The organism is Paenibacillus tengchongensis, assembly GCF_008973665.1.
Taxonomy (GTDB): domain Bacteria; phylum Bacillota; class Bacilli; order Paenibacillales; family Paenibacillaceae; genus Paenibacillus_AQ; species Paenibacillus_AQ tengchongensis.
In genome coordinates this window covers 245,387-271,501 of the sequence record NZ_WACP01000004.1, presented here as the reverse complement: position 1 = coordinate 271,501, position 26,115 = coordinate 245,387, and the positions used below count along the sequence as shown (strand labels likewise).

The 26,115-nt window shown below is 55.7% G+C and carries 29 protein-coding genes; all 29 read right to left on the bottom strand.

Annotated elements, in window-relative coordinates; translation table 11 throughout:
* Positions 1-25: 25 nt before the first annotated feature.
* The 29 genes from trpA to rpsA all read right to left on the bottom strand — a co-directional run bounded on the left by trpA (position 26) and on the right by rpsA (position 25,962).
* Positions 26-847 (bottom strand): tryptophan synthase subunit alpha, encoded by an 822-nt coding sequence (gene trpA / locus F1381_RS08975; protein WP_425495258.1) that lies wholly within the window; start codon positions 845-847, stop codon positions 26-28.
* Positions 847-2,043 (bottom strand): tryptophan synthase subunit beta, encoded by a 1,197-nt coding sequence (gene trpB, locus F1381_RS08970; protein WP_151734486.1) that lies wholly within the window; start codon positions 2,041-2,043, stop codon positions 847-849. Before trpB ends, trpA begins: the two co-directional genes overlap by 1 nt.
* On the bottom strand, positions 2,040-2,708 hold the full coding sequence (locus tag F1381_RS08965; RefSeq protein WP_151734485.1) for a phosphoribosylanthranilate isomerase: 669 nt from the start codon (positions 2,706-2,708) through the stop codon (positions 2,040-2,042). The genes trpB and F1381_RS08965 overlap by 4 nt, the downstream gene beginning before the upstream one ends.
* A gap of 1 nt (position 2,709) precedes the next feature.
* A complete protein-coding gene (gene trpC, locus F1381_RS08960; RefSeq protein WP_151734484.1) occupies positions 2,710-3,531 on the bottom strand; it encodes an indole-3-glycerol phosphate synthase TrpC in 822 nt (273 codons plus the stop codon).
* Positions 3,521-4,561 (bottom strand): anthranilate phosphoribosyltransferase, encoded by a 1,041-nt coding sequence (gene trpD / locus F1381_RS08955; RefSeq protein WP_151734483.1) that lies wholly within the window; start codon positions 4,559-4,561, stop codon positions 3,521-3,523. Before trpD ends, trpC begins: the two co-directional genes overlap by 11 nt.
* A gap of 444 nt (positions 4,562-5,005) precedes the next feature.
* Positions 5,006-6,559, bottom strand: a complete 1,554-nt coding sequence (gene trpE / locus F1381_RS08950) for an anthranilate synthase component I (RefSeq protein WP_151734482.1) — start codon at positions 6,557-6,559, stop codon at positions 5,006-5,008.
* 352 nt (positions 6,560-6,911) lie between these two features.
* A complete protein-coding gene (gene aroH / locus F1381_RS08945; protein ID WP_151734481.1) occupies positions 6,912-7,280 on the bottom strand; it encodes a chorismate mutase in 369 nt (122 codons plus the stop codon).
* A complete protein-coding gene (gene aroB / locus F1381_RS08940; RefSeq protein ID WP_151734480.1) occupies positions 7,274-8,380 on the bottom strand; it encodes a 3-dehydroquinate synthase in 1,107 nt (368 codons plus the stop codon). The genes aroH and aroB overlap by 7 nt, the downstream gene beginning before the upstream one ends.
* Complete coding sequence (gene aroC, locus F1381_RS08935; protein ID WP_151734479.1) at positions 8,380-9,549, bottom strand: chorismate synthase; 1,170 nt, start codon at positions 9,547-9,549, stop codon at positions 8,380-8,382. Before aroC ends, aroB begins: the two co-directional genes overlap by 1 nt.
* A 197-nt stretch (positions 9,550-9,746) precedes the next feature.
* Positions 9,747-9,908 (bottom strand): hypothetical protein, encoded by a 162-nt coding sequence (locus F1381_RS28175; RefSeq protein ID WP_187355260.1) that lies wholly within the window; start codon positions 9,906-9,908, stop codon positions 9,747-9,749.
* Between the two features lie 108 nt (positions 9,909-10,016).
* Entirely contained in the window at positions 10,017-10,817 is an 801-nt protein-coding gene (locus F1381_RS08930; protein ID WP_151734478.1) for a CheR family methyltransferase, read from the bottom strand.
* 26 nt (positions 10,818-10,843) lie between these two features.
* Positions 10,844-11,287 (bottom strand): nucleoside-diphosphate kinase, encoded by a 444-nt coding sequence (ndk, locus tag F1381_RS08925; protein WP_151734477.1) that lies wholly within the window; start codon positions 11,285-11,287, stop codon positions 10,844-10,846.
* 98 nt (positions 11,288-11,385) lie between these two features.
* Positions 11,386-12,354, bottom strand: coding sequence for a polyprenyl synthetase family protein (locus tag F1381_RS08920; RefSeq protein ID WP_151734476.1), 969 nt, complete (start codon positions 12,352-12,354; stop codon positions 11,386-11,388).
* Positions 12,351-13,211 carry a menaquinone biosynthetic enzyme MqnA/MqnD family protein gene (locus F1381_RS08915; RefSeq protein ID WP_151734475.1) on the bottom strand — a complete coding sequence of 287 codons (861 nt, stop codon included), beginning with the start codon at positions 13,209-13,211 and terminating at the stop codon, positions 12,351-12,353. The genes F1381_RS08920 and F1381_RS08915 overlap by 4 nt, the downstream gene beginning before the upstream one ends.
* 1 nt (position 13,212) lies before the next feature.
* Entirely contained in the window at positions 13,213-13,815 is a 603-nt protein-coding gene (locus F1381_RS08910) for a UbiX family flavin prenyltransferase (RefSeq protein WP_151734474.1), read from the bottom strand.
* Positions 13,812-14,687, bottom strand: coding sequence for a UbiA-like polyprenyltransferase (locus tag F1381_RS08905; protein ID WP_151734473.1), 876 nt, complete (start codon positions 14,685-14,687; stop codon positions 13,812-13,814). The genes F1381_RS08910 and F1381_RS08905 overlap by 4 nt, the downstream gene beginning before the upstream one ends.
* Positions 14,680-15,432: a demethylmenaquinone methyltransferase gene (locus F1381_RS08900; protein ID WP_151734472.1), complete on the bottom strand. Its 753-nt coding sequence runs from the start codon at positions 15,430-15,432 to the stop codon at positions 14,680-14,682. Before F1381_RS08900 ends, F1381_RS08905 begins: the two co-directional genes overlap by 8 nt.
* A gap of 3 nt (positions 15,433-15,435) precedes the next feature.
* A complete protein-coding gene (locus tag F1381_RS08895; protein ID WP_246187973.1) occupies positions 15,436-16,254 on the bottom strand; it encodes a heptaprenyl diphosphate synthase component 1 in 819 nt (272 codons plus the stop codon).
* A gap of 165 nt (positions 16,255-16,419) precedes the next feature.
* Complete coding sequence (locus F1381_RS08890; RefSeq protein ID WP_151734470.1) at positions 16,420-16,959, bottom strand: hypothetical protein; 540 nt, start codon at positions 16,957-16,959, stop codon at positions 16,420-16,422.
* A 106-nt stretch (positions 16,960-17,065) separates the two neighbouring features.
* Entirely contained in the window at positions 17,066-17,314 is a 249-nt protein-coding gene (mtrB, locus tag F1381_RS08885; RefSeq protein WP_151734469.1) for a trp RNA-binding attenuation protein MtrB, read from the bottom strand.
* A gap of 126 nt (positions 17,315-17,440) precedes the next feature.
* A complete protein-coding gene (locus F1381_RS08880) occupies positions 17,441-17,713 on the bottom strand; it encodes an HU family DNA-binding protein (RefSeq protein ID WP_151734468.1) in 273 nt (90 codons plus the stop codon).
* A 333-nt stretch (positions 17,714-18,046) separates the two neighbouring features.
* Positions 18,047-19,525, bottom strand: a complete 1,479-nt coding sequence (gene spoIVA, locus F1381_RS08875) for a stage IV sporulation protein A (RefSeq protein WP_151734467.1) — start codon at positions 19,523-19,525, stop codon at positions 18,047-18,049.
* A gap of 359 nt (positions 19,526-19,884) precedes the next feature.
* Entirely contained in the window at positions 19,885-20,253 is a 369-nt protein-coding gene (locus tag F1381_RS08870; protein WP_151734466.1) for a 2Fe-2S iron-sulfur cluster-binding protein, read from the bottom strand.
* Positions 20,189-20,911, bottom strand: a complete 723-nt coding sequence (locus tag F1381_RS08865) for a hypothetical protein (RefSeq protein WP_151734465.1) — start codon at positions 20,909-20,911, stop codon at positions 20,189-20,191. The genes F1381_RS08870 and F1381_RS08865 overlap by 65 nt, the downstream gene beginning before the upstream one ends.
* Before the next feature lie 223 nt (positions 20,912-21,134).
* A complete protein-coding gene (locus F1381_RS08860; RefSeq protein ID WP_151734464.1) occupies positions 21,135-21,410 on the bottom strand; it encodes a stage VI sporulation protein F in 276 nt (91 codons plus the stop codon).
* Between the two features lie 66 nt (positions 21,411-21,476).
* A complete protein-coding gene (locus tag F1381_RS08855) occupies positions 21,477-22,517 on the bottom strand; it encodes an NAD(P)H-dependent glycerol-3-phosphate dehydrogenase (protein ID WP_151734463.1) in 1,041 nt (346 codons plus the stop codon).
* Positions 22,510-23,127, bottom strand: coding sequence for a glycerol-3-phosphate 1-O-acyltransferase PlsY (gene plsY, locus F1381_RS08850; RefSeq protein WP_151734462.1), 618 nt, complete (start codon positions 23,125-23,127; stop codon positions 22,510-22,512). Before plsY ends, F1381_RS08855 begins: the two co-directional genes overlap by 8 nt.
* Before the next feature lie 12 nt (positions 23,128-23,139).
* Positions 23,140-24,465 (bottom strand): ribosome biogenesis GTPase Der, encoded by a 1,326-nt coding sequence (gene der, locus F1381_RS08845; RefSeq protein ID WP_151734461.1) that lies wholly within the window; start codon positions 24,463-24,465, stop codon positions 23,140-23,142.
* Positions 24,466-24,615: 150 nt separating this feature from the next.
* Complete coding sequence (gene rpsA, locus F1381_RS08840; protein WP_246187960.1) at positions 24,616-25,962, bottom strand: 30S ribosomal protein S1; 1,347 nt, start codon at positions 25,960-25,962, stop codon at positions 24,616-24,618.
* Between the last annotated feature and the right edge of the window lie 153 nt (positions 25,963-26,115).

The window sequence follows — 26,115 nt, the reverse complement described above, 5'->3', positions numbered from 1 at the left end:
CAATTTCAGGTCTGTACACAGACCATTATGGTCTTAATTGTGCCACAAATTCACGAATTTGCAACAGTCCTGCTGCACGGGTCTCCGGCTGTTCCAGCAGGGGAATGACATCCTCTACCTTACGGACGATAGCACTGCCTACAACCACTCCATCGCAAATTCCGGCAAACCGGGCGACCTGCTCTTTGCTGGATATTCCGAACCCTACGGCAACTGGAAGCTCTGTAGACCGGCGGACGGATGCGATAAAATCGTCGATGCCGTCGTAGAAAGAAGAACGCTCGCCGGTAACGCCGAGCGATGACACGCAGTAGATAAAGCCGCTGGCATCCTTGACGATCCGCTCTATCCGCTCATGCGATGTCGGGGCGACCAGCGGAACCAGGGCGATGCGGGCTTCACGGCTGCGCCGGCGCAGCTCCTCCGACTCTTCCACAGGAAGGTCGGGGATGATCAGCCCGCTGATCTCGTGGGCGGCGAGTTCGGCGAAGAAGGCATCAAGTCCCATCTGCAGCACCGGATTATAGTAGGTGAACAGAATAAACGGCAGCTTGCTGCCGGCCTGGCGGGCCTTCAGCGCGGTCTCCATACAAGAGCGCAGGTTCATGCGCCCGCGAAGCGCCCGCTCCGAAGCGCGCTGGATTACCGGTCCGTCGGCAAGCGGGTCAGAATAGGGGACCCCCAGCTCCAGGACATCGGCCCCGGCGGCCTCCAGTTCGGCAATAATGGCCAGGGTGGTCTCCTGATCAGGATCGCCTACAGTCAGGAAGGGGATCAGCGCTGCCCGTCCTTCCGCTTTCAGCTGCCTGAAGGTGGCGTCCAGGCGGTTGATTGTTTCGGTTGTCATCACTTCCCCGCTCCTTCCGTATATGCCAGGATGGATTCAACATCTTTATCTCCGCGCCCTGAAAGACAAATGACAACTACATGATCTTTGGTCAGTGTGGGTGCCAGCTTCACGACCTGGGCTACGGCATGCGCCGATTCCAGTGCAGGAATAATGCCTTCCGTCACACTGAGCAGCTTGAGGGCATCCAGCGCTTCGGCATCCGTAATCGGCACATACTGCGCCCGCTCAATATCCTTGAGGTAGGAATGCTCCGGACCGACGCCCGGGTAGTCAAGCCCGGCCGATATCGAATGGGCTTCCTGGACCTGGCCGTACTCGTCCTGCAGCAAATAGCTGAGCGAGCCTTGGAAGACGCCCTTGGTGCCTCTCGTCATCGTCGCCGCATGGAACGGGGTATCAATGCCTTTGCCGGCAGCTTCAACGCCGATCATCGCCACTCCGCTGTCCTCGACGAACGGATAGAACATGCCGATGGCATTGCTGCCGCCGCCCACCGCCGCTACCAGCACGTCCGGGAGCCGGCCCTCGGCCTCCAGAATCTGGCGGCGGGTCTCATCCCCGATCACCCGCTGGAAATTACGCACCATCATCGGATAGGGGTGCGGCCCGACTACAGAGCCCAGTACATAGAACGTGTCCTCTACATGGCTGACCCAGTAACGGAGTGCTTCGTTACCGGCATCCTTCAGCGTGCGGGACCCCGAAGTGACCGGAACCACCTCGGCACCCAGCAGCTTCATGCGGAACACATTCAGCGCCTGGCGGCGGGTATCCTCTTCTCCCATAAAAACCTTACACTCCATCCCGAGCAGCGCCGCCACTGTAGCAGTGGCTACGCCATGCTGGCCCGCCCCTGTCTCGGCGATGACCTTGGTCTTGCCCATGCGCTTAGCCAGCACAGCCTGGCCGATGGCATTGTTGATTTTGTGTGCTCCGGTATGGTTCAGATCCTCGCGTTTGAGGTAGATCTTCGCTTCACCCAGGTGTTTGCTGAGCCGTTCCGCGTAATAAAGCGGCGTCTCACGGCCGGAATACTGCTTCAGTAAATAATTGATCTCCTGCTGGAACTCTTCGTCCGCGGAATAATGGCGGTAAGCCTCCTCCAGCTCGAGCAGCGCGTTCATCAATGTTTCGGGTACGAAGCGGCCGCCGAAAGAACCGAACCGCCCGTTAACGTCAGGTACTTGTATCATGATTGCTTCACCCTTTCCACAAATGCTGTCATCTTGGCCGTATCCTTGATTCCGCCGGTCTCCACGCCGCTGGAGACATCGACCCCGTCAGGAGCATATTGCTCCAGCAGCTCGCCCACATTATCCGCATGCAGGCCGCCGGCTATAAATAAAGGCAGCCCGTAACGGGCCGCCGCCTGCCGGTAAGCGGGAATGATGCTCCAGTCAAAGGTCTTGCCGGAACCCCCGCTGCCCTTCGGGTCATAAGTATCCAGCAATAGAGCATCCACTGCACCAGCAAAGCCGGCAACTGCCTCCGCTGCGGGTTCTCCGCTGCCGGACACGGACAGTGCCTTCCACACCTGTACTCCCGGAAAAGAACGCTTGAGCTCCCGGCAAAATTCCGGGCTCTCCCCGCCGTGAAGCTGGATCACGTCGAGCGGGGCTACCTGAAGCAGCTCCCTTAGTTCCGCTGCTGCCGGGTTTACAAATACCCCTGCTGCGCCCGGAGTCTTTCCGGTCTCCCAGTTCGCAAGCTCGGCGATCATCTCGGCAGCCTGCTGGGGGGTGACTTTGCGGCGGCTTTCCGCAAACACAAAACCTACATAATCGAGCGGTATTCGCTGCATCGATTTTAGCACTTCAACGCTGTGAAGTCCACAGATTTTTATCAGCGTCTCAGCCATATCAGGCACGGTCCTTTCCTGCCGGCAGCGGACCGAGCAGCTGATGGACGGCCTGCTCCACATCCGGCTTGCGCATCAGATATTCACCGACCAGGATGCCTGCCGCTCCGGATTTGCGGAGCAGCTCCACATCCTCCGGTCCGGCAATGCCGCTCTCGCTGATTACAGGGACGCCTGCCGGCACAAGCGCCGCAAGCTCTGCCGTTGTAGCCAGGGATGTCTCAAACGTATGCAAATTACGGTTGTTGATGCCCAGCAGCGCTCCGGGATGCTCCGCCTTCCCGGTATCCAGCACCGCCGCCAGTTCACTGCGGTCATGCACTTCGATCAGAATGTCCAGCCCCAGGGCTGCAGCAAGGTCTGTAAATCCGGCCAGCTGCTTAGGCTGCAGAATGGCCGCAATCAACAGGATTGCATCCGCGCCAAGGAGCCGGGCCTCATAGATTTGAAGCTCATCAATAATAAAATCCTTGCGCAGCAGCGGCAGCGCCACCGCCTGGCGCACCTCCTGTAAATACCGTCCGCTGCCCTGAAAATACTCGCTGTCCGTCAGAACGGACAGGCAGTCCGCTCCGGCAGCCTCATAGCCTCTGGCGATGGCGACCGGATCGAAATCGGGCCGGATCAGACCTTTTGAAGGCGAAGCTTTCTTCACTTCGGCGATCAGACCCATTTCGCGGTTCCGCCGCTCCGTCAAGGCAGCCCGGAAACCCCGCGTCTGCGGCAGTCCGGCTATCTGCCGCCCGGCTTCGGCCAGGCTGAAGACTGAGCTTAATGCTTCCACTTCCTTACGCTTTGTGGCGACTATCCGGTCAAGATACATATTCAAGCTCCTTCGTCATGGATTTCAATTGCTCCAGCTTGCCGAGGGCCGCGCCGGAATCTACAGTTGCTCTCGCCTTCTCCACACCCTCAGCCAGCGTTTCGGCCAGGCCGGCAACATAAATGCATGCCCCCGCATTCGCCAGCACGATGTCCCGGTACGGGCTGATCCGGCCTTCAAACACCCCTCTGATAATCGCTGCATTCTCCGCCGCATCGCCGCCCAGTACCTCATGCAGCGGGTATCGGCTCAAGCCGAGCGCCTCCGGAGTAATCTCATAGGTGACGACTGCGCCGTCTTTTAATTCCGATACCTGGGTCGGAGCGGAAATACTGATTTCGTCCAGTCCGTCCAGACTGCTGACGATCATCGCCCGCTTGGTGCCCAGTTCCTTCAGCACGGCTGCGATAGTTTTCGTCTTGGAGCGGTCATACAGGCCCATCACCTGACGGTCCGCACCGGCGGGATTGGTCAGCGGCCCCAACATATTAAATATCGTCCTTACACCCAGCTCCTTACGCGGTGCCGCGGCATACTTCATGGACGGATGGTAAATTTGCGCGAAGAGGAAGCAGATTCCGATGCTGTCGAGGCATTGCCGCGCCTGCTCCGCGTTCAGGTGGATATTGACGCCCAGCGCCTCCAGCACATCGGCACTGCCCGCCCGGCCGGAGGCCGAACGGTTGCCGTGCTTCGCCACACGCACGGCAGCCGCCGAGGAAATGATGGCCGACGCCGTGGAAATATTGAATTTATGAATGCCTGAGCCGCCGGTGCCGCAGGTATCCAGCAGCTTGCTGCTCTCCGTGCGTACTTGTGTACCAAAGCCGCGCATCGCTTCGGCGAAGCCGGTAATCTCCTCGACCGTCTCCCCTTTGATCCGCAGCGCCGTCAGCAGCGCGCCGATCTGCGCCGCCGAAGCCGCCCCCTCCATAATGAGCCCCATAATCCCTCGGGCTTCGCTGCGGCTCAAATCTCTCCCCTCAATTAATCCGGCTATTCCCGATTGAATCAACTGGCTTGCATCCATAGTCTTTTTCCTCCTAAAAGTTTTATGGAGCATTCTCTGCTCTGCTCATCTTCGCAATAAAACTGGCTTCGGAAGCATTCGCTTAGTTTTATGGAGCATTCTCTGCTCTGCTCATCTTCGTAATAAAACTGGCTTCGGAAGCATTCGCTTAGTTTTATGGAGCATTCTCTGCTCTGCTCATCTTCGCTGCAACAGTTCTAGTTGGATTTCGTCCCACTAATCGGAGCAGATTCAAGCTTTTCTGCAGATTAAGTGGAAATCGTCGAACTATTTTTGCTGAATTTCGGCTACAACGCCTCTGTTGCGCTTTTGCCCAGAAATTAGTGTGCCATTTTCCACTTAAACTCCGCTCAAGCTGATATAGGCACGTATTAAGTTGCAATTATCCAACTAACGTAGCACGGCTCGCACTCATTAAAGGAACAGCCCCGCACTCTATACGGTTTAAGGCGTATACTCATACATGTAATCCTGATTAGGCGATTGGGCGGGCTTCTCTTCCGCCGGAAACATCGCTTCTGCCATCCGGATCGCCTTCAGCATCCCCTTGGCTTTGTTCAGCGTCTCTTCATACTCCTTCTCCGGTACGGAATCCCAGACGATCCCCGCACCCGCCTGCACGTAGGCCCGGCCTTTGCGGAAGATGATCGTCCGGATCGTGATGCAGGAGTCCATATTGCCGGAGAACCCGAGGTAACCGATGGCCCCGGCGTAAGCGCCCCGCGCTTCCCGTTCCAGCTCCGAAATAATCTCCATCGCCCGCAGCTTCGGCGCACCGGAGACGGTGCCGGCAGGCAGGCAGGAGAGGAAGGCATCGAAGAAATCCTTGTTCTCAGCCAGCGTCCCAGAGACGTTGGAAACCATATGCATCACATGCGAATATTTCTCAATCTCCATGAACGTGTCACATTTGACGGTGCCGAACTCTGACACCCTGCCCAGATCGTTGCGTCCGAGATCGACCAGCATCAGATGCTCCGCGCGCTCCTTCTCATCCGCCAGCAGCTCCTCTGCCAGCGCTCTGTCCTCCGCCTCGTTCTCGCCGCGCGGCCGCGTTCCGGCAATCGGGCGGGTCTTCACCCGGCCGCCGTCTACCTTGACCAGTGCTTCGGGCGACGTTCCGACAATGATCTCTTCGTCCATTTTCAGATAATACATATAAGGTGAAGGGTTCAGCGTACGCAGCATCCGGTACACATGCAGCGGGGACACCTCCGTATTGATATGCAGCCGCTGGGACAGCACCACCTGAAAAATATCCCCCGCCCGGATATACTCCTTCGCCCGCTCCACATTGCCGATAAACTGCTCCTTGGTCAGGTTGGAATGGATTTCACCCAGCTCAATATCCCGGGGGATGCTGCGCCGGTTCACGTTCTCCTGCGGACCGTCCTTCTGCAGCTCTTCGGCCAGCACCTCCAGCTTCCGGCTAAGCGCCTCGTACCCGGCACGGATATCGGAATCGGTATCGCCGTCCTTAATGTGCAGGTTGCCGACCAGCAGAATCTGCTGCTTCACGTGATCAAAGACAATGATGCGGTCGCAGAACATGAAGCGGATATCATCCATCTGCAGATCATCCACCGCATGCGCGGAGAGCTTCTCGTAGTACTGCAGCAGATCGTAACCGAAGAATCCGATGGCCCCGCCTGTGAACGGCGGCATATCGTCCAGCTTGGGGCTGCGGTAGCCCCTGAGCAGTGCTTTCAGCTCCTCGACCGGCTTGCCGGACAGCTGTTTTTTCTCGCCGCCAATTTCCACGTGGATAACGCCCTTTTTACCGGAAATCATCAGGAAGGGATCGCTGCCGATAAAAGAATACCGCGCCCACTGAATCCCGCCCTCCACACTCTCCAGCAGGAAAGCACGCTTCTGCCCTGCAAACCGCTGAAACAGCCGGATCGGCGTCTCCATATCGGCAAGCAGACGTGTGGTGACCGGAATCAGATTATATTCCCGCGACAGGGCAATCACTGCATCGACACTCGGGTACGTCATACGGAAACCTCCTTTTATCATTTCAATCTGGAATATAAAACAAAAAAACCTCTACCGGAGTAGAGGTGGTTGGTTTCATAAGTATGTGTGATTCCGGCGCAGACAGGCAAACACAGCCGTTCACCGGCACGATACTCCAGCAGCAGATAGAAGGGTAGCACAAATACAATGCACTGCTTCAACCCATATATCTCAGCTAAAATAGGCCAAATAAACCTGTTGTTCAAACTGCTCTTCTGCACTCTTCTTCTCAGCTATACTCATCTCAACTAACTAAACTCATACTTCCTCGGCTAAGTTCACTATACATGATCCTTGCGGTAATTGGCAACCCTCTTACAGCAATATTGTTTCAGGTCTGCGACAGATCGGGTCGCAGCTTCTGGGCTTCGTTCATATAGACATGGCGGATGTCCTTCTGTGATTTCTCCGTGTTGACATGAATCATCAGACGGATGCAGCGCGGCAGGCTGCCTTTAACCGGAACCTCGATGGCGCACATCAGCGGCACCAGCTCCCAGCCTTCGAGTTCACGGATCGCCCGTGCAGGAAATGCTGCATCCAGATCGGTCGTGAGTGTTATCCACACGCTGCAGATATCTTCAGCTACAAGCTCATTGCGCTTTACCAGTTCCCGCAGCAGCTCGACGGTTTCCCGCAAAATCTCCTGTTCCTCATTGTTCACAACGGTTGTTGCACCGCGAATCCCCCGGGTTACCATGGGCTTCCCTCCTTCTGGAGCTGTGCGATAACTCCCCGCACATCCTCCTGCCTTATATCGTCAACAATGCTGACGGCACCGATGGAATCCGGTACAATAAAGGTCATTTGGCCTTCCTTGAACTTCTTGTCATGCATCATCGCTTCCATAAGCGCTTCTTCGGTATACTCCACGGGCAGCCTTACCGGCAGCCCCAGCGCAGTCAGCATGGCGACGGTGTCCGTGTAGATTGCCTGGTCCCGTCCGAGTCTGGCAGCCAAAAGCGCTGAGCCCGCCATCCCGATGGCAATCGCCTCTCCGTGCAGAAATGCGCCATAGCCGCCGACCGCTTCAATGGCATGTCCGATCGTATGCCCTAAGTTCAGGATGGCCCGCTGGCCATGCTCCCGCTCATCGCCCGCTACCACGGCCGCCTTGATGGCGCAACCGCGCTCCAGCGCATAGCCCAGCGCTTCAGGCTGCAGTGCCAGCAATTCTGCAGCATGCTCCAGGCACCAGTAGGCAAATTCCCGGTCCAGGATCAGACCGTGCTTCACAACCTCGGCAAGGCCCGAAGCCACCTGGCGCGGCGGAAGCGACTGCAGCGTATCAAGATCATACAGCACCAGCGACGGCTGGTAGAACGCACCGACCATATTCTTGGCCAGCGGATGGTTCACCGCAACCTTGCCGCCCACACTGCTGTCATGGGCCAGAATCGTGGTCGGAATCTGTACAAAACCAATCCCGCGCATATAGGTAGCCGCCACGAAGCCGGCCAGATCGCCCACGACACCGCCGCCGAGAGCCAGTACCGCCGAGCGGCGGTCCAGGCCGCCCTGAATGGCGGTAGTCATCACTTCTTCATAGACGGTGAGCGATTTGGAGGCTTCGCCGGAAGGAAATACATGGCTGACGACGGTATACCCTGCCGCCGTAAGCGAAGCTTCCACGGCCGCCAAATACAGCGGCGCCACCTCACTGTCGCTGACGACCAGCAGCGGGCTGCGCTGCGGATAACCCACTTCGCGGCACAGCCCGCCGATCTGCTGCAGCAGCCCACTGCCGATCAGAATCGGATAAGAGCGCTCTCCCAGCTCCACTGTAATGCTGCGCGTCATTAGTAGCTCTCCAACTGGGCCAGGTAGTTATTGTAATTGGCCCTGATCTCGTCCATGGAATCACCGCCGAATTTGTCGAGGAATGCCTTGGCGATCTCCCAGGCGACCACATTCTCCAGCACGACACAGGCTGCCGGAACGGCGCAGGCGTCGGAGCGCTCCACCTGTGCGGTAAACGGTTCCTTCGTATCGATATCAACGCTTTGCAGCGGTTTGTACAGCGTAGGAATCGGCTTCATGACGCCGCGTACGACGACCGGCATTCCGTTGGTCATGCCGCCTTCGAAGCCGCCCAGGCGGTTGCTGGCCCGGTAGTATCCGCGGGGCGCATCATACATAATCTCATCGTGAACCTGCGAGCCGCGCAGCCTGCCGGCTTCAAAGCCGATACCGATCTCCACACCCTTGAAGGCGTTGATCGACATGACCGCACCGGCGATGGCTCCATCCAGCTTGCGATCCGATTGCACATGGCTGCCAAGGCCGATCGGCAGTCCTTCCACGATACATTCCACAATGCCGCCGATGGAGTCGCCTTCCTCCTTGATCTTGTCTATGTAAGCTTCCATCTGGCGCTCGGTCTCTTTATCCACCACGCGCACGGAGGATTCTTCCGTAAGCTTAATCAATTCGTCGAGCGGCAGATCATTGGCCGGAGCTTCAATCTCCCCGATCCGGATCACCTGGCCCGCAATCTTGACGCCGAATGCTGCGAGCAGCTGCCGGGCTACCGCGCCTACAGCCACTCGCGCAGCCGTTTCACGGGCGCTGGAGCGTTCCAGCACATTACGCAGATCCGTCAGATTGTATTTCAGCCCGCCGTTCAGATCGGCATGACCCGGCCGCGGGCGGTTGACCCGTCTGCGTTCCTCGTCGCTGCCCGGAACCGGCTCGATGTTCATAATATTTCTCCAGTGCGTCCAGTCGTTATTCTCAACCACCAGGGCTACAGGAGCACCTGTGGTATAGCCGTGGCGGACTCCGCCGACGATCTGGGCTGTATCTTTCTCGATCTGCATCCGGCGGCCGCGGCCGTAGCCCTTCTGCCGGCGCTGCAATTGAAAATTAAGCGCTTCGAAATCAAGGGTCAGATTGCTGGGCAATCCTTCAATAATAGCTGTAAGCTGGGGGCCGTGCGTTTCCCCCGCCGTCAAATAGCGTAAACTCATGCTGCGTTCCCCCTTCACACTTTCAAACTGTAAACCGCTAAAATGTAAAACTCTTTGCTCATTATAGTATAGGGAGCCGTCTTTTGACAAGAAAGGGCCTATTCCGAGCAGTTTATCCGCTTAAAATAAAAAGCAGCGCCGCCCAGACTCTTTCGAGTAAGGCGGCACTGCCGGGTTGCCTCACAGTGCTTCCGCATTCAGCTGCCAGATCGTGCGCTCCGCGCCTCATCGCTGGCCTTGCACTCCGCAAGCTCAAGCAGGCTTCTCAGCTCCGGCTCACCGATGCCTAGAATCTGCACGCATTCGCGGAAGGTAACAAAACCGCGCCGGTATGCGGTAATGACCTTGCTTTTGTCCATCGGAAATAACAACCTTTCGCATGGATGACATACTTGTTCTATTCCCATTATCGCTGTAACGGCAGAAAAGTATACGCATCCGGGCGGCAGCCCGCCGGGAGGCCCGGTTTATTTCTTCCGGTAAAAGAAAGTCTCCGTCGATTCGAAGCCGTATTGCGCCGGGGTAAATATCTGCTCCGTGCTGCCTACGAACAGATATCCTCCCGGGCGCAGGCTCGCAGAGAACTTGTGGTAAAGCTTGTTCTTGGCTTCTTCGGTAAAATAGATCATAACATTGCGGCAAATGATGAGGTCGAAGCCTTCGTCGAACTTGTCAAGCAGCAGGTTCTGCTTGCGGAAATCAATGTTCTTCTTCAGTGATTCGCTGACTTTGAACACCGGTCCCTCCGGAGCAAAATAACGGGCGGCGACATCCTTCGGCACATCCTTGAGCGAACGCTCCAGATAAAGCCCCTGCTTCGCTTTGGCCAGCGCCCCGTCATCAATATCGGTTGCGAGAATACCGGTCTGGGCCAGCAGGTTCTTGTCCGCGAGAATCATCGCCAGCGTGTACGGCTCTTCTCCTGTAGAGCAGGCGGCGCTCCACAGCTTCAGCCGGCGGCCGCTCTTCGTCAGCTCCGGCAGGATGGTGTCGCGCAGCACTTCCCAGCGGTTCGGGTTGCGCCAGAATTCCGAGACATTGATGGTCATCCGGTCAAGAAACTCATAGAAGAGCGCTTTGTCCTTCATCATCGCCGCATAAAACTCAGTAAAGGAATGATACCCGTTCTTCATACGCAGCGTGGTAAGCCGCCGCTTCATCTGCGCTTCCTTGTACTGCGCCAGGTCAATGCCGGTGCTCTGTTTGATATTGTGTATAAACCCGGCATAATCCGGGTCCGGTGCTGCAATCGGTTCACGATCAGCCATAAATCCCCCTGCTTCCCGCCGTGGACTTACATCCAGGCTGCGATGTCTTTGTTGTATTGGCACAATTCATCTGGAGCGAAGAAGTTGGCAATTTCGCGTTCCGCGCTTTCCGGCGAATCCGAGCCGTGGATCAGATTAAGCGGTGTGTGACTGGCAAAGTCGCCGCGGATCGTGCCCGGCAGGGCTTCTCCCACCTTGGTCTTACCGATGAGAAGCCGCGTAAGCGCAACGACGTCATCGCCTTCCCAAACCATAGCGAACACTGGACCGGAAGTTATGAAACCGACCAGCTCCGGAAAGAAATTTTTACCTTCATGCTCGGCATAATGCTTCTTGGCTTGTTCCTCGGTTACCTGAATCAGCTTGGCGCCGACCAGCTTAAATCCTTTGTCCTCGAGGCGGGCGACAATACGCCCGATCAATCCGCGCTGAACACCGTCAGGCTTGATCATCAGATACGTTTTTTCCATTCGTCACACTCCACTTTCCCTGATTCAGGATGATTATTTTCTGATCTTACCAGAAACCTGGCCGCCTGTGAACGCGTAACCTTGAAGAATTCCCTATATTAATAAGCCCGGCCGGTTACAAAAAAAGCGATCTCGCGCAAATTGCGCTTCATCCGGTTCTGCGGCAGCTGCTCCAGCGCATGCAGCGCTTTGTCGATATACCGGGCGGACAGCGCTTCCGCCCGGGCGATGCCGTCGCCGGAGAGAATTAATTCGATGGCCCGTGCGCCTCCGCTTGCCCCGTCGCGGACAAGCGCTAGCTCTTCCAGCAGCCGGCGGCGCAGACGCTCATCCTCCAGCGAGTAAATCACCGGCAGGGTAATGTTCCCCTGCCGCATATCGCTGCCCGGAGGCTTGCCGATCTGCTTCTCCGTGCCGGACAGGTCCAGCAGGTCGTCGCGGATCTGGAACGCCATCCCCACGTTATACCCGTAATTGTACAGCAGCCGCGCCGTCTCTGCTTCCGCATCGGCTGCAAGCGCGCCGAGCTGGCAGCTGATGGCGATCAGCAGCGCCGTCTTACGGCGGATGCGCCGCAGATAATGTCGCACACTCTGATCCGTATTGAAGAAATCGCGGATCTGCTCCATTTCGCCGATCGACATCTCCACCATCGCCTTGGACAGAATCTGGTGAATACGCGGATTCTCCAGCTCGGCAATCATCACCAGCGCCTTGGCATAAATATAATCCCCGGTATACATGGCGATTTTGTCATCCCATTTGGCCTTGACGGTCGGCTCGCCCCGCCGCAGCTCAGCGTCGTCGATAACATCGTCATGCACCAGCGAAGCGCTGTGGATCAGCTCGAGCGGAATCGCCACCCGCTTCAGCTTCTCCAGGTCATATTGTCCGAATTTGCCGCCCATCAGCACGAACACCGGGCGCAGACGCTTCCCGCCGGCCTTAAGCAGATGCAGCGAGGTCTCGGTCAGCAGACCATCCCCGCCTTCCACGCTGCGGTACAAATCTTGTTCAATCCGGTCCATATCCTTGCTCAGTAGCCCGAACATTTGCATTCGTTTCATTCGTTCACCCGTGTCAGCAGATTACTTTCCCAAAGCTCCAGCTTGACTTCCCGCGGCAGCAGACCAAGTTCATAGGCATAGCGGAAATAGAGACTGAGGCCCTCCTGCTGCCTTTCCCCAAATTCGTAACATAAATTGCGGAAGTAGTCCTCCCAGTAAGCGGCTGTACCGCCTACTTCCGAACAAGCTGCACGGACAATGGGCGCAAGCTCGGCTACCCCGCGTTCCTTGCTGCGGATCAGCGCTTTGGCGATGAATGCAAGCTCACCCGGCCGCTCATTGGCCGCTTCCCGGTTCACCGCCCAGACGGCAAAGGTCATACTGCTGCCGGTCCACTCCTTCCAGAGCTGGCCCAGGTCAGTTACGATATAACCATGCTCCAGCCAGGAGGCGCGGATGGCGTGATCTCCGATCAGCAGGCAGGCGTCCGCTTGCTCCATCATGTCGTCCAGATCGGGATCGGCGCTGATATATTCGGGTTTGGCGCCGAAGGCTTTCTCCATAATAATCTTGAGCAGATTGACCGAAGTCGCCGAGGTGTTCGTCACCGCAATCCGGCTGCCGCCGATGCTCTCAACAGGTACCCTGGAGAACAGCAGGATGGAGTTCACCCTGCCGTCGGCACTGACGGATAAATCCGGCAGCAAGAGCAGTTTGTCGCTTGACGCCGCATAGGCGAAGGACGAAAGGGCACCGATGTGAATCGTGCCTTCCGCCATCCCCCGGTTCAGCACTGCCGGTACTTCACTGACCATGGCTGCGGGAATGTCAAGCTCAGCGGGGCGGAAATGGTGAAAGACCGGCCAGGAGTTTGTGTAACTGATTTTGCCGATAACGGTTGGCTCTGTATGCTGCATCTTATTCCCCCCATCTGCGAAATAGTTGATGTTCAATATTCAGACTGTCCAGGACCTTGCCTACCATGAAATTGACCAGATCGTCCATGGTTGTCGGGCCTTGATAGAACGCCGGCATAGCCGGGATCAGCTTCACGCCGAGCCTCGACAGCTTCAGCATGTTCTCCAGGTGGATGGCATGCAGCGGCGTCTCGCGCGGCACCAGCACCAGCGGCCGCCCTTCCTTCAGCATCACATCGGCGGCCCGTGTCATCAGATTATCCGAAGAGCCATGCGCTATAGCAGACAGTGTGCCCATGGAGCAAGGCATGATAATCATCCCCGCCGTCCGAAAGGAGCCGCTGGCAATGGAAGCCCCGATATCCTGAACAGGGTGATAAAGCAGAGAACCGGGATAGCCCTTGAACTGCTCGTTCAAGAAGCCTTCCCGGTCAGTGACGGCATAACCCAGCTCTTCCTTGAACACACGCCAGCCCGCCTGGCTGACGACCAAATGAACCGTATGCCCCAGGGCAAGAAGCGTCTCCGTTAACCGGATGCCATAAATAGCGCCGCTTGCCCCGGTGATGCCGACCACAAATTTCTGTTTGCCTGCCGTCGTCATTTGTAGAATTGCACCACCAGATCAATCAGGGTAAACGAGAATACCACAATGCTGAGCACTCCGTTCATGGTAAAAAAAGCGGTCTGCAAACGGCTCAGGTCGCTTGGCGAAACAATATGATGCTCATAAAAAAGAATGATATAAGCGATGATCATACCGGCCACATACCACCAGCTCAGGTCGGTCATGAACAGCAGTGAAATAAAGCCGATGCCCGTTAACAGGTGAAATACCTTGGCGATGAGCAGCGCGCGCGGCACCCCAAAGCGTGCCGGAATGGAATGGAGCCCTTCCTTGACGTCAAACTCGACATCCTGGCAGGAGTAGATCACATCGAAGCCTGCAGTCCAGAACACGATGGTAAAATAAAACACCATGGCGGTCCAGTCCACATTGCCGGTAACGGCAACCCAGCCGCCCAGCGGCGCCAGTGCGATGGTCAGACCGAGAATCAGATGGCAGGCCCAGGTAAAGCGCTTGGTAAAGGAGTAAAAGACCAATAGGAAAACGGCGATCGGCAGCAGCTTGGCCGACAGGGGATTCAGATTGAACGCCGCCCAGAACAACAGAAAGAATGAAACAGCAATAAAGATAATGACTTCGCCGACCTTGAGCAGCCCTGCCGGAATCGCCCGGCCGGCCGTACGCGGATTCTTGGCATCGCTGACCCGGTCAATCAGCCGGTTAAGGCCCATAGCCGCGCTGCGCGCGCCGAACATCGCCATAATAATCCAGCCGATTTGCGCCCAGCTTGGAAGCTCTCCCGACATAACCACCGAACCCAGCACCGCTCCCATAAAAGCAAACGGCAAAGCAAACACTGTATGCTCAAACTTGATCATTTGCAGAAAAATCCCGACTTTTTTAAACATTACAGCTCTCCTTGAACCCAATATGTAATGCCGCGATGCCTCCGGTCAAGGGGTAGGCCTCCACTTGCTTCAGTCCAGTCTCACGGAATATCGCAGCCAGTTGTTCTCTGTCCGGGAACATGGCCAGCGACTCGGGAAGCCATTTGTATTGCTCGTACCTTTGGGCGAACAGCTTGCCGAGCATCGGCAGCATTCTGCGGAAATAAAAATAATAGATGCCCTTGAACGGCTGCCGCATCGGTTTCGACAGTTCCAGGCATACCACCATCCCGCCGGGCTTTACCACCCGCTTCATTTCGTTCAGCACGCGGACGGGGTCCGGCACATTGCGCAGCCCGAAGCCGATGGTGGCATAGTCGAAGGAATTATCGCCGAAAGGCAGTTCCATCGCGTTGCCCTGCACCAGGGAGATACGCTCTGACAGCCCCCGCTCTTCCACCTTGCGCCGGCCCACCTCCAGCATGCCGGCGCTGAAGTCGAGCCCCATGACACTGCCGGTCTGGCTGGCTTCGGCTAAGGCAATGCTCCAGTCACAGGTACCGCAGCACAGATCCACCGCCGTATCACCGCGTTTCATCGCCATCTTCCGCATCGTAAACTTGCGCCACGCCTTATGCCTGCGGAAGCTGAGGATATCGTTCATCAGATCATATTTGCCGGCGATGCTTTCAAATACGGAATGCACAAATTGTTCCTTCGGTTTGACGCCCGTCTCTGTGTAGGCGGAAGTTTTGTCCGTTGTCATGCCTTATCCCTCCACTGCGGCTTGTCCGGAAATTTTCAACTGCTGAAGAAAGCGGTCAAGCGCGGTACGCAGCTCCGACATCAACTGCTCATCTTTTACGCCCTGCAGAAGATTTTGAATGGCCGCAATGGAACTGTGCAGCTTGTCCGTCAGCAGATAGTCACATTTATATTTAAGCTTCAATTTCTTCCAGTCCTTCGGATCCAGGCTCTGCTCGCTGAGCTGGCGGCGTTCCTCCTCGGAGACGCTCTCCATCAGCTTCCAGTAGCAGTAGCCTTCATGGGCACTGGCGGGATCGGTGCTGCGGCGCAACTCGCTGCAGACAGTCTCACAGTGGGCGAACTCTGCGAGCAGCTTCTCCCAAAGATCTTTCAGCGGCTCTTCAATCATCGGTGTAAAAGAAAGAAACAGCCGCATATTGAGCTGTACCGTGTGCCGCAAATATTGTTCGGCGGAGAGCAGCATCCCCTTCATTTTGCCGTAAACACCCGATTTCATCACATTCAGATCAGCAATGGCCGCGCTGAGAATGCTTACCATTTCAATCCGGCCGCGGCGGGCAAGCAAGTGGTAAAACCAGCTGCTGAAATAATCGCCGGCGAGCACTTTTAACTGGCGGGAACGCATTGACGATTCTCCGCTGCCTTCCGGAGAGCGGTCGATGGTTTCATGGGTATCGAGTCCCAGCTGGACCAGCCCGGTCACCAGCGCATACAATTCCCCGTCAGCAGTCCCTTCCGGTCTGCTGTGATTCAAAAATATATATAACAAATGACCACGTCCATCCGCGAAAGGCGGCAATTCCGTATGCCGCTGGATCATGTCGTAGTCTGTGTAAGGTTTAGCGATTTGCGGTATGCGGTACGGTTTCATTTCAGCCTCCGAAGCCCATTGACGTTATGACTATGCCTTTGCTCACAATCTTGTCTATTATAGCACATGTTTATTGCTCACGCACGGACAGCCCCTTCTGAATCATTACCCGGATCAGGGATGAATGAACTGCTGATTCCAGAGTTCACTTTCACTGATGCGGAGGCCGGTCTTCAGCGTGTCAGGGAGCGGGTGGTTGCCGGCCTGACGCAGCTCCTCCGTGAGCCTTGAGGACCATTCGCCGCGGCGGATGTCTCCGGCCAGCAGCAGCCGGCGGCTGCCCAGCCATTTATCCTCGGCAATGACCCGCAGCAGCAATTGGCCAACATTTCCCGTCTCCTGAAAGGCGAATGTGATTGCCTCGGCCATATTCCCGTACAGTTCCCTGGGCTCATGGTCATTGCCGGTAACCTTCAGGTCCAGGGACAGCACGCGCCCGTTCCAAGCTGCACTGTCTACCGGCAGCGTAAGAGGGAGCGCAGCAAGGACGTCCACGAGATTATCGTCATTGAGATTCATCCTGCCCGCGAAGGTAGTCTCCAGTCCCCCGGCCTCACGGTGCTGCGCGGCTTCCAGCTCCGCCATTTGCGGGAGCAATACCGCAGAAACTGCACCTGCCAGCAATGCGATTCCAATGAGTGAGCCGATCTTCATGCTCCGCCCCCCTATCCCAGCGTTTCTGCCGCTCCGGCAGTGATACGAAAGCACGCAGTCGGCTATGCCTAATTATATTGGTTAAAAAAGCAGGCTATGCCTGCTTTCAGCTTTCGCTCTCCAGTTGTCCGTGCTTGCTCCAGATTTCCGCTTTGCCGCGGATCTTCATGGCAGAAGTATGGTCCGTGAACTGGGCGATAAGCACCTCGCCCTTGTCCAGCTTCTCCGTGTGGTGGAACCGTGTGTCGAGTCCCCGGGTCAAACCGATCACCTGAACACCGTTCTCCTTGGCTTTTACTACAATGTAATCGCCTCCCGTCGGAGCAGGGACGCCGCTGTTATTCTTCTCCGTCATCTGAATCCTCCTTATGTTAAAGGGTAATTAACTCTAGCATAACGAAATTGCCGCAGTCCTGCAAAAACAAATGCCGCCTTAAAAGGCGGCATTGTCTTTACGCGAATTCGCGATATGTAGAAATCATTATTTAATTCCGTCTTTCAGCGCTTTGCCCGGTTTGAAGGCTGGCACCTTGCTGGAAGGAATTTCGATTTCTTCACCGGTCTGCGGGTTGCGGCCTTTACGTGCGGAGCGTTCGCGCACTTCAAAGTTTCCGAATCCAACCAGCTGTACTTTATCTCCGCTCTGCAGAGCGTTCGAAATGGCTTCAAAAACGGCGTCAACCGCTTTGGTAGCATCCTTCTTGGAAAGTTCGGTTGCTTCGGTGACCACGTTGATCAAATCAGATTTGTTCATGTCTTTCACCTCCTGGGTAATGTTCCGGTATCATACACTGTTTCCGTTTCAACGCAAAATATACGTGATAATCCCGTTATTACTAGCTTTCAGCGCTACTCTTCCTTGAAGCGCAACAAACTTATAGTAATACAGCCCACCCATAATTTCAAGGCGTTACGCAAAAAACAAGTATAAAGTATTACCTGAAACGGAAAAACCGCCTGAAACTATCACCTAGTATTGTCCAAAAAAGGAGCTATTAAACTCCAAGAAAAAGAGAGAGTGGATATTTATCCGCTCTCTCGCGCTTTAGGATCCACCCATTAAATATGGGTGGATCGTTATTTTTATTTATAGGATGATCGCAATCAGTCCGCCGGAGCCCTCGTTGATAATCCGCCCCAGCGTTTCCTGCAGCTTGTAGCGGGCATTGTCCGGCATCATGGCAATCTTGCCCTGGATACCTTCGCGGACAATAGAATGCAGCGAGCGGCCGAAAATATCGGATTCCCATATCTTGATCGGATCGTTCTCGAAATCCTGCATCAGATAACGCACCAGCTCTTCACTCTGCTTCTCTGTGCCGATGATCGGGGAGAATTCCGACTCCACATCGACGCGGATCATATGAATGGACGGTGCGGTTGCTTTCAGGCGGACCCCGAAGCGGGTACCCTGGCGGATCAGCTCCGGTTCATCCAGCGCCATTTCAGCCAGCGACGGCGCGGCGATGCCATAGCCGGTCGTCTTCACCATTTCCAGCGCTTCCGAGAAGCGGTCGTACTCCCGTTTGGCATGGGCGAAATCCTGCATCAGCTGCAGCAGATGATCTTTGCCGCGGATCTCTACGCCCACCACTTCCATCAGAACCTGATCGTACAGCTCTTCGGGCGCAAACAGATCGATTTCCGCCACACCCTGGCCCATGTTCATCCCGCTGAGACCGGCTCTATCGATAAAATCGTATTCCGTAAACTGGGCGACCAGGCGGTCTACATCTCGCAAACGCCGGATATCCTTAACGGTATCCCGGACGGAATTCTCATAGCTGCTGCGCAGCCAGTGGTTCTCGCCGAGTACCATAACCCAGCTCGGAAGATTGACATTGACTTCATGCACCGGGAATTCATAGAGCACTTCGCGCAGCACGCCAGTCACATCTTCTTCAGTCATATTTGCCGCACTGAGTGTCATTACAGGGATGTCGTATTTAGCTGCAAGCTCACTGCGCAGATGCTGTGCTTCCTCGCTGCGCGGGCGGGTGGAGTTAATAACCAGAACGAAGGGCTTTCCGACCTCCTTCAGTTCGGCGACCACCCGTTCCTCGGAGTCAATATACGAGCTGCGCGGAATTTCGGCGATGGTGCCGTCCGTTGTGACGACAACGCCCAGGGTGGAATGCTCCTGAATGACCTTCCGTGTGCCGATCTCCGCCGCTTCCTGGAACGGAATCGGCTCTTCGAACCAGGGGGTCGAGATCATCCGCGGACCGTTCTCATCCTCATAGCCTTTGGCTCCTTCTACCGCATACCCCACACAATCCACGAGCCGGACATTCACTTCCAGCCCTTCCGCCACCTTGATTTGCACCGCATTGTTCGGTACGAATTTCGGTTCGGTGGTCATAATGGTCTTGCCCGCCGCACTTTGCGGGAGTTCATCTACCGCTCTGACGCGGTCCGCTTCGCTGGTGATGCTCGGCAGCACAATCGTCTCCATGAAGCGCTTAATAAATGTTGATTTCCCCGTGCGAACCGCGCCGACGACGCCCAGATAAATGTCTCCGCCGGTCCGCTCGGCAATGTCCTTGAAAATATCCACTTTTTCCAAAAGAGATCCCCTCCTCATATAATCCCGAAGAAAAAATGCCTGAAGAGCATCGACTTCGCGTTCCGCCGGCAAGCTGACCCTGACAGGACATCCACCGGACTGCTGTCCGCCCGGAGCCTATAGCGGCTGCCTTGGTAGAGCATATGCTCTGGCGCTAAACCCCGAATGCTCGGACATGCATTTGGACTAGTATCATCATATGTATCCGGAACGGATTTAGACCTACGGCTTCCTTGAATTCAGCATTTTTTCAGTGCCAAAGCTATCAAGTATGCCCAAAAAGGCAGAAGCGCCCGGAAAGTCTTCTCAGCCATTCTATGAGGGGGGATAGCCGGTTAGAACCGGCCGGCTTACGCTTCTTACCAAAGCCGGTCTTCTTCGGCGCTGCGCGCAGCCTCCAATCTGCGCCGTACCGCAGCCTTCAGCGGATCTTCGGGGACGCTTACCGTCACTGTGCCTTTCACAGCGGCCTGGCAGGCCAGCCGGAAGCCCTGGTCCAGCAGGCTGCCTAGTTTGCGCCCTTCAGCTTCTCCCGGCGGTGCAAGCTGTGCAGCCTCCTGCTCGTCCACCGTTACTTTGCACATCAGGCAACTCGCCTTTCCGGAGCAGCGGGTGGGCAGAGTCACTCCTGCTCTGCGGGCAGCTTCAAGTACGGTAACTCCATTATCCACGGAGGCTCTGCGTCCCTCCGGGTGAAACGTAACTGTCACTTTGTGTTTCTGAGCCATATGTCATACTTCCTTCCTGATTCACCGGGCTGTCCTGAGTATAACGCGGCGGTTCGGGAAACTCCGCAAGCTCTGGAAATTCCAGGCGCAGTATTTCATCCATTCCGCTGTCCGCAGCCAGCACCCAAAGCAGCGGCAGATGTGCGGGAATGTCTCTGCGCATCGCTTCAGCAATCCGCAGCGCACGCTCCTGCCGTCCCCTGAGCCGGCAGCAGACCCATTCCTGGGCCAGCGGCAGCAGAGGAACACCTCCAATTCCAGGCACATGAGGCGCATTGGCATAGGGCAGAAGACGCCGGATATAGACCGGATAGCTGCCTTGTGCCCAGCCAATGGTAAAACCGCTGACCAGTTCCACCTTCGCCCCGCCGATGCTGAATCTGCTGCGCAGCGAGAAGCAGCCTCCGCTATCATCTGCCAGGGGCTCTTCATCTGCGGCAAAGCGGGCCATACAAGCCCGCAGCCGGCCGGCATCCGCCAGATCGCTGTAGAGATCGATGTCCCGCGGGCCTTTGTCCAGCACCACTCCCTGCAGCAGTTGCCCGCAGCTTCCTCCCAGCAGCCATGCCGGGACCTCTTCACTGTTACACCTATCCAAACTTTGCACAAGCAAGCCAAGCGCATTGGTCACACTGTAAGACAGTTGCACACCAGCCATAGAGTCACATCCGTTTCCACAGAATGCGTTAAGCGGCGAATCTTCCAGTTAGGTAGTAAACTTACATCTTGAATTGCGATTATTATAGCTTAACTCCCGTTGTAATAGGAAGCACTTTCCGGAATAATCCTTTAGACGATCTTCATGCCGCTTCTCCAAAGCAAACAGCCGGAGGATCCTGGGATTCTCCGGCTGTTTACCCTGATCGCCGCAAACGGGGCGACTATTTTTTCATCATCATTTTCATCAAGGACTCCATGGTGCCCATGTTGGCTCCGCCTTTTTTGACCGCATTGACAATTTCCTGCACCGTCGCTTCGGTAACCGGAACTTTGGCCATGGCCGAAACCTGCTTGATCAACTGGCGGAGCTGGGCTTCGCTTTGCATCGTGCCCGGTTTGACCGTGCTGGCCAGCTTTTTGACCGCACCCGGGGTAATATTTTTGCCCGTTTTTTTATTGATGGCATTCAGCGCATCCTTGGAGAAATCTTTGCTCACTGTTCATCCCTCCTCCGTCAATCCCCCTAACAACATATGAGGATTTCCGGTAAAAGGTGAACCCGATCAGGAATGCCAGGTTTCCCACGTTTCTTGGGAAATGGTCTCCATCTCCGTCTTGCGGTCCCGCGCCATCAGGGCTTCCACCGCTGCACGCGGCGAACGGCCCTTGAAGAGCACATGGTAGATCTGGTCGGTAATCGGCATCTGGACGCCCAATTTCACGGCAATGGCATGGGCGGCCTGCGTCGTACGGATACCTTCCACTACCATGCCCATCGAATCCAGCACTTCATCCAATGCCTTGCCCTGGCCCAGCAGAGAACCCGCACGCCAGTTACGGCTATGCCGGCTGGTAGCCGTCACCACGAGGTCACCCAGGCCGGCCAGGCCGGAGAAGGTCAGCGGGTTCGCTCCCAGCTCCACACCTACCCGGGAAATTTCGGCTAAGCCTCTGGTCAGCAGTGCCGCCTTGGCGTTATCTCCGAAACCGAGACCGTCAGACAGGCCGGCGCCCAAAGCGATAATGTTCTTGAGTGCTCCAGCCAGCTCTACGCCAACCTGATCACGGTTCGTGTATACCCGGAAGTCATTGTTGATAAACAGCGCCTGAGCCTCGGCAGCACAGGCATCATCGCGCGATGCCACAACAACGGTCGTCGGGCATAGCCGCACCACTTCCTCGGCATGGCTTGGCCCGGACAGCACCACAATGCGCTCTTCCCTGCAGCCAAGCTCTTCGGAGATGACCTCAGACATCCGCTTCATGCTTTCGGTCTCAAAGCCTTTGGTTGCATGGACTACCAGCATGTCCTCCCGCCAAAACGGCTTGAGTGCATTGACCACCTCCCGCATGGCTGCGGACGGGGCCACAATCAGGACAGCACGGCTTCCTGCAACAGCTGTCTCCATATCCGTCGTGGCGACGATATTGTGCGGCAGCTCAATATCAGGCAAATAATGGTGGTTCGTATGACGATTGTTGATTTCATCCGCCTGCTCTGCCTTGCGTGTCCAAAGATAAACCTGCGGATGGTTAGCCGCCAGCACGGAAGCCAGTGCGGTTCCCCAGCTTCCCGCGACCAGCACGGTTACTTTATCAGACAACGCGTTTCCCCTCCTTGGCCTTGGCGCCGATTTTATTCTCCCGGCCCTGGCTGATCTTTACAATGTTGCTGCGGTGCCGCCAGAAGGCAAAGACGGCGATGACAAGACTGCCCCACAGTACCGGCGCCGTAAATCCGGTGAACAGCAGAAAGACCGGTGTCAGCGCCACAAAAATCAGTGAGCCGAGGGACACATAACGGGTAATGACAATCGATCCAATCGCAATAATCCCGGCGATGAGCGCAGGCCAGAAGCAGAGGGTAGCCATGACGCCAATGGTCGTGGCGATTCCCTTTCCTCCGCGAAAATGGAAATACAGCGGCCAGTTATGGCCCACAATAGCGGCAATTCCGCAGCCGACCGCAATCCAGCTGCCCCAGCCGCCGGCCCATACGCCAAGCCAGACCGCAGCAATGCCCTTCAGCACATCCAGCGCCAGCACCATCACGGCCGGCCCCTTGCCCATAACCCGCAGAGTGTTGGTGGCTCCCGCGTTACCGCTGCCGTACTGGCGGATGTCGATTCCTTTGAGCAGCTTGACAAGCAGTACGCTGAAGCTAATGGAACCAAGCAAGTAGCTTACTGCAATCACCAGAAGTTCAAACGCCACAGCTCTTCTCCCCTAACCTTCGTTTTCGGACTTGCGCCGTGTAAAGAGACGGATCGGTGTTCCCTCAAAATTGAACGCCCCGCGGATTTTGTTCTCCAGATACCGTTCATAGGAGAAGTGCATCAGGGACGGATCATTGACAAACACCACAATCGTAGGCGGTTTCACAGCGACTTGTGTGACATAATTAATGCGCAGGCGCCGTCCTTTGTCCGTCGGCGGAGGGTTGATGGCTACCGCATCCGATACCACATCATTCAGCAGATGCGTTGCAATCCGCAGGGAATGCTGCTGCGCCACATGCTGCACAACCGGCAGCAGCTTCTGCAGGCGCTGTTTCGTCAACGCGGAGAGGAATACTACAGGCGCATAGGTCATGAACAGGAAATGGTCACGGATATTGTTCTCGAAGTGCTGCATAGTCTTATCGTCTTTCTCCACAGCATCCCATTTGTTGACCACGAAGATCGAGGCCTTTCCGGCATCATGCGCATAACCGGCGATATGCTTGTCCTGGTCGATAATGCCTTCCTCGCCGTTGATGACCACCAGCACGACATCGGCCCGTTCAATCGCACGCATGGCGCGCATGACGCTGTACTTCTCCGTCGTTTCGTACACTTTGCCGCGTTTGCGCATGCCTGCCGTATCGATCAGCACATATCTCTGCCCGTCTTTCTCAAAAGGGGTGTCGATGGCATCGCGTGTCGTTCCCGCGATATCGCTGACGATAACCCGCTCCTCGCCCAGAATCGCATTGACCAGCGAGGATTTGCCTACATTCGGCCGGCCGATCAAGGCGACGCGGATAACGTCCTCATCGTACTCTTCATCCGTCTTCTCAGGGAGGCGTTCTACCACCGCATCCAGCAGATCACCGATCCCGGTGCCGTGGCTGCCGGAAATGCCGATTGGATCGCCGATGCCCAGGCTGTAGAACTCATAGATATCTTCTGCACGCTTCATATTATCCACTTTGTTAACGGCCAGCACGACCGGCTTGCCGGAGCGGAACAGAATTTGCGCCACTTCCTCATCCGCATTAGTAAGACCGCTCTTGGCCTCGCACATGAAGACGATCAGATCCGCCTCTTCAATGGCGAGCTCAGCCTGTACGCGGATCGACTTCAGAATGAAGTCATCGCCGTCTATTTCAATCCCTCCGGTATCGATTACGCTGAAGGATTTGCCGTTCCAGTCGGAAACGCCGTAAATCCGGTCGCGGGTAATCCCCGGCTTATCTTCTACTATCGCCAGCTTATCTCCGATCAGCCTGTTAAAGATCGTCGATTTACCGACGTTAGGCCTCCCTACAATAGCCACTACGGGTCTTGCCATAGTCATTCCTCCTGTCGTTGGTACCTCAATCATCATAGCAAAAAAACATTCACTTGAACAACTGATGTAAAACACAATCGGCGAACCCCCAATCGGGAGTTCGCCGATACTTTACCTCTGATGCAATAAGGGAAACCCTTGTCTCAGGGTTTAGTTATTGCCCTTGAATTTGTCCAGCTTATCGCCGAAACGTTCAGCCAGCGTGAAGCTGAGTCCTTCGTTGCTGAGCGAAACGTTAGGGTTGTTCAGCACTTCTTTTGGCGCTTTGTCTCTGCTGGAGCTGCGTTCACGTTCAGGTCTTGGCGAAGGAGCCGGTGCTTCTTCGGTTTCCTTGATGCTGAGGCTTACGCGCTTCTCGGACGGGTTGAAGTCCAGTACCTTAACTTGAACTTCCTGTCCTTCCTTCAGCACTTCATGCGGAGTGCCGATATGCTTGTGGGAGATCTGGGAAATGTGAACCAGACCTTCTACACCAGGGAACAGCTCCACGAAGGCGCCGAAGTTCACAAGACGCTTCACTTCGCCGGTCACGATGTCGCCGATGTTGATTTTACCGGCAGCGGAATCCCATGGTCCAGGAGTTGCCGCTTTGATGCTCAGGCTGATCTTGCCTTTTTCCGGATCCACTTTCAGCACTTTAACGCGTACTTTCTCGCCTTCGGATACCGCGTCGGCAGGTTTGTCGACATGCGTCCAGGCGATTTCGGATACGTGCACCAGACCGTCTACACCGCCGACATCAACAAAAGCACCGAATTGGGTCAAGCGTTGAACTGTACCTTCGATGATTTGTCCTTCAGTCAACTCGGACATGATCTTTTGCTTGTTCGCTTCAAACTCTGCTTCCAGCACTTCCTTGGCGGAAAGAATAACCTTGCTGTTCTCGCGGTCCAGTTCTTTCACCTTCACGCGCAGTGTGCGGCCTTTGTAGTCGCTGAAATCTTCAACAAAGTGACGCTCTACCATGGACGCAGGGATAAAGCCGCGTGCGCCGACATCGGCTACGAGGCCGCCTTTGACAACATCAGCAACCGTAACTTCGAAGGCTTCCTGGGAAGCGAAGTATTTCTCGAGATCTTCCCAAGATTTCTCGCTGTCGATGGCGCGCTTGGAGAGCACGAGGCTTTCTTTGTTGTCGTTAATGCTTACTACTTTGCATTCCACTTCTTGTCCGACTTCAACCGCTGCCGCAGCGTTGTCGATTTGTACGGAAGACAATTCGCGAATGGGAATAACGCCGTCGTATTTATATCCAATGCTTACATAAGCTTGGTTATCTTCGATTTTGACGATTGTTCCTTTCACGGTATCGCCTTTTTTCAGAGAGATGATCTCCAGTCCTTCTTGGCTTGTTACTTCTTCCTCGTTGCCTTGGGCTGCTTCAGCGGCTCCGGCAGTTTCTTCACTTACAGCTGCTTCCACAGTTTCCGTTGTTTCTACAGTTTCGCTGTTCTCAGCATTCACCGCAGCTTCCTGGTTTCTTGTTTCTTCAGACATGTGATTACCCTCCTCGATTCAAAACCCCATTTATTTAAACCCGCGTTGAGCAGGGTTCAAAACAAGTTCGCAAAATTATGTTCTTGGCCTTGCAAATTAGTATGTTCCCAAAATATAGCAAATATGCCATTTGGGTCCTGCAGACCTGCCTGC